Raw genomic sequence first — 3575 nt, 5'->3', positions numbered from 1 at the left:
GCCGAGGGTGCGTTCGAAGGCGTCGGCGGCGCGATCCGCCCGGATTGGAGCAAGGCGCGCTGACGCGCCTTGCTGTGGGACGGCTTCAGAACTTCTGCGCCAGGCCGACATAGAAGCCGCGCCGCGGACCGTATTGCGGCGCGAACACGCCGATCCCCGAGCCGTCGCGGATTTCGTACACGCTGTCGAACAGGTTGACGACGTCGAACCGCACCGTGGTCGGCTTGGTGGCGCTCACCAGATAGAAGTCGTGCGATACGCCGAGATTGACCTGGGTGTAGGGCGGCAGCGAGCCGATATTGGCGAAGCCTGAGCGCAGCCCGCTGCCATAGATCATCGACGCGCTGAAACTGGTATCGTGCCAGCGATATGACGCGCCGGCCGACGCCGTCATCAGCTGCGCGTGGTCGGTGTAGATGTAGTTGTTGGCGATGTAGGCGAGCTCGTCCGGATCGAATAGATACTGGTTGGAGACGACCTTGGTGGCGATCTGCCGGGCCAGCGCCAGATTGCCGTAGATCCGGAAGTTGCCGCTGGTGTACGCGCCCTTGAACTCGATGCCGACATTCTCGGCGCGGTCGTAGTTGAACGCCGACAGCACATAGGCGGCGCCGAACTGGCCGTCGTCGAGCAGATCGCGCGCGGTCTTGTAGTAGGTGTCGATGCCGACTTCGAGGCCGGGCAGCAGCTTCTGCGTGACGCCGACATCGAACACGTTCGAGCGTTCAGGCAGCACCGGGCTGCTCGCGTTGACGGCGGGCTGCTGCGTGGTGTTCTGCACCAGCGCCAGATTGGTGGGCGCCGCCAGCACCTGCGCGGGCGGCGTGAAGTTGCGTGAATAGCCGGCATGGAAGGTGGTGTCCTCGAACGGCTTCCAGGTCAGGCTGATGCGCGGGCTGAGCTGGTTGGCGCTCGTGTATTCGTTCATCTGGTCGAACCGCAGGCCGGAGTTCAGCGTCACCGTGTTGGTGACCCGCCATTCGTCCTGCAGGTAGGTGCTGAACAGCCAGCCGAGCTTGCTGCTGGAGTCGACGACACCGGTCGGCGCATCGAGCGGATTGCCGCTGTCGTCGAGCGGCAGCACCACCGAGGAGTTGGTCACCTGGCTTTGCTCGGCAGTGACCTGGAAGCCGCCGCGCAGCGTATGCGCATCGCTGAGCCGGTACGAGCCGTCGGCCTGAATGCCGTTGGCGACGCTCTTGCGATAGACGTCCGAGGCGACGCCGTTGAACACCAGATCGCCGATCGTGTCGGGCGTGAAGTGCAGCGTGCTATAGCGCGAGAAGGCCGAGAGCTGCAGGTCGAAGCCGTTGATCGACTTCTGCAGCGCCAGCACGCCGAAGCCGTTGCGCTCGCGCTGGGTTTCGTTGAGCAGCGCCGAGTCGAAGTTCGACACGCCGAACGCGGTGAAGCCCGGCGTCTGGCCCGGGTTGTTGGGGATCTGGTAGTTGTTGGCCGAACCGCCGCCGATGAAGGTCAGGCGCGTCGATTCGTCGATCACGGTCGACAGATAGGCGAAGCCTCTACCCTGCTGAGAATCGTCGTGGATCGCGTTCGGCGAGGAGGTCGGGTTCTCCAGCCCAAGGCCCGTTCCGAAGTAACGGCCGGAGACGAAGTACTGGGTGTTGCCGGCCGTGCCGCCATATTCGACGCTCGGCGTGATGGTCTGGCGGCTGCCGCCATAGACGCTGACGGTGCCGCTGTTGTTGAAGGCGTCGGTGCGCGTGGTGATGTCGACGACCCCGGCGGTGCGCAGGCCGTATTGCGCCGGCAGAGCGCCGGTGAGCAGCGTCAGTCGCCCGACCAGCGAGGTGTCGAGCATCTGGCCGAAGCCGCTGACACCGTCGGGCAACGCGATGCCGTTGATGCGGTACTGCACATTGGCGTGCTCGTTGCGGACGTGCAGATCGCCGCTGGCGGCGGAGTCCTGCGATACGCCCGGCGCCTGCAGCAGCACCTTGTCGAGCGTCGCATTGGCGCCCTGCGGCAGCGCCAGGATGGCCTCGTGATTGACGTCGAAGGCGCTGGCGCCATTCGGCGCGAAGATCGCCTGCCGCGCAGCGTCGAAGCCGGCATGTTTGGCCGCGACGGCCTGTGCCGCGGTTTGCGCCGGCGTTTGGGCGTCGTGCTGCGGGGAGGCGGTCGCCGCTCCGCGGCGCGCCCGGGCTGCGGTTTGAGTCTTCGGACGCCGAGCCGGGTGGGGCGCACGCTGCGGCTGGATCACGTCGATTTCCGGAAGCGGTGTCGCGCCGCGGCTGGCCGGCGCCGCGCTCTGCGCCAGACCGGGTGAACTCAGAGCGGCTAACAGCAGCGTGGCTGAGCTCGACGCCGCAAGGCCGCGTTTGAAGTGACAAAGCATGTGGGTCTCCTCGAAGCCATGCGGGCGCGGGCGACGCTGATCGTCGCCGCTGGGTGCGGGCGATGGCTTGCCGTCGACGGTCGACGGGCTTGGCTGACATCGAGACCGCGCGGCATGGCGCGATCTCTGGCTCACAGGGATCGATGTCAGCAGGCGGGAGGAGCGCGGGGATTGAAGGCGGTGCGGATCCCGCCGGACCGGATCAGAACGAGATTCGGGACGCGATGCACGAGCGCGGTGGCCTGCCGCAGCGGCAACGAGGGCGACGATGCGTCGAGCATCGCATCCGCCATCGCCATCACGGCGCAGACAGTACAGCCGTCGGCGTCGTCGTCGGACTGAGGATCACCGTTGGGCGCAGCCGGATCGGCGGCCGTGAGCGCGAGCACGACCGACTGAGTGACGATCTGGTGGAAGTGACCGAACGCCACGACGAAGTGCAGCGCCAGCGCAACCAGCGCCAGCCGCGTTCCCAGTCGGATATGCGTCCGCACCCAGTTCATCGTTTCATCCGAGTCCGGCGGCGTGTTTTCGCGGGCCGGCTTTTCTGTTCGTCATTCCGGGGCGCGAGCAAAGCTCGCGAACCCGGAATCTCTCTTTGCTACAACTTCTGGATTCCGGGTTCGCTCGCTGCGCGAGCGCCCCGGAATGACGTCGTGGGGAGCTCCCGCGCGCCCATGGCTGCTCAGAACTTCAGGTTCGCGAACGCCCGCACGCCGATGCCGGGCATCAGCACGTTGTCCTTGCTGTAGGACGTCGCGATCCGGATGTCTTCGTTGAGCAGATTGTTGCCGACGATGCCGACCAGCATCTCGCGCGCGCCCCAGGCGTTGGGATCGAGCTTGGTCCGGTAGCTGACTTCAGCCTTCAGCAGGTTGTAGCCGGGCGTCGTCGTTTCGGCGATCGGCGCCACGTCGTTCTGCGCGAAGGCGTGCAGCAGGTTGACCTTCATCAGCCAGTTGGCGTCGCGCCAGAACAGGCCGCCGCCGACCCGCATCGGCGGAATTCGCGGCACGTTGGTGCCGTCCGCGAAGGTCGCCCGCACGATGTCGAACTGGTTCTCGATGCCGAAGGTGCCGCCATAGAGCTGGGCGACGTCGAGCTGACTCTGGAATTCGCCGCCCTTGAAGGTGGAGTCACGCTGCGAGTAGATCGCCTGGTTCAATTCCAGCGTGCCGGTGCCTGGATCGACGCAGGAGGCGTCGTCGCAAGTGCT

The 3575-nt window shown here is 66.1% G+C and carries 2 protein-coding genes and 1 pseudogene; all 3 read right to left on the bottom strand.

Annotated elements, in window-relative coordinates; all coding sequences use genetic code 11:
* Positions 1 to 85: 85 nt before the first annotated feature.
* Positions 86 to 2359, bottom strand: a complete 2274-nt coding sequence (locus tag DYI24_RS23325; RefSeq protein WP_164574025.1) for a TonB-dependent receptor — start codon at positions 2357 to 2359, stop codon at positions 86 to 88.
* A gap of 146 nt (positions 2360 to 2505) precedes the next feature.
* Positions 2506 to 2862, bottom strand: coding sequence for a hypothetical protein (locus DYI24_RS23320; RefSeq protein ID WP_164574024.1), 357 nt, complete (start codon positions 2860 to 2862; stop codon positions 2506 to 2508).
* 182 nt (positions 2863 to 3044) lie between these two features.
* Positions 3045 to 3575: pseudogene (locus DYI24_RS23315) on the bottom strand (TonB-dependent receptor); the annotation flags it as partial.

Origin of the sequence: Rhodopseudomonas sp. BR0C11, assembly GCF_010820945.1 — a bacterium.
Classification (GTDB): domain Bacteria; phylum Pseudomonadota; class Alphaproteobacteria; order Rhizobiales; family Xanthobacteraceae; genus Rhodopseudomonas; species Rhodopseudomonas palustris_H.
The sequence above is the reverse complement of the archived record's forward strand: the minus strand, read 5'-3'. Positions and strand labels throughout refer to the sequence as shown.

Bases quoted from the DNA above. Each gene is read 5' to 3' on its own strand.
- DYI24_RS23325 (WP_164574025.1), bottom strand. From the start codon at position 2,359: ATGCTTTGTCACTTCAAACGCGGCCTTGCGGCGTCGAGCTCAGCCACG.
- DYI24_RS23320 (WP_164574024.1), bottom strand. From the start codon at position 2,862: ATGAACTGGGTGCGGACGCATATCCGACTGGGAACGCGGCTGGCGCTG.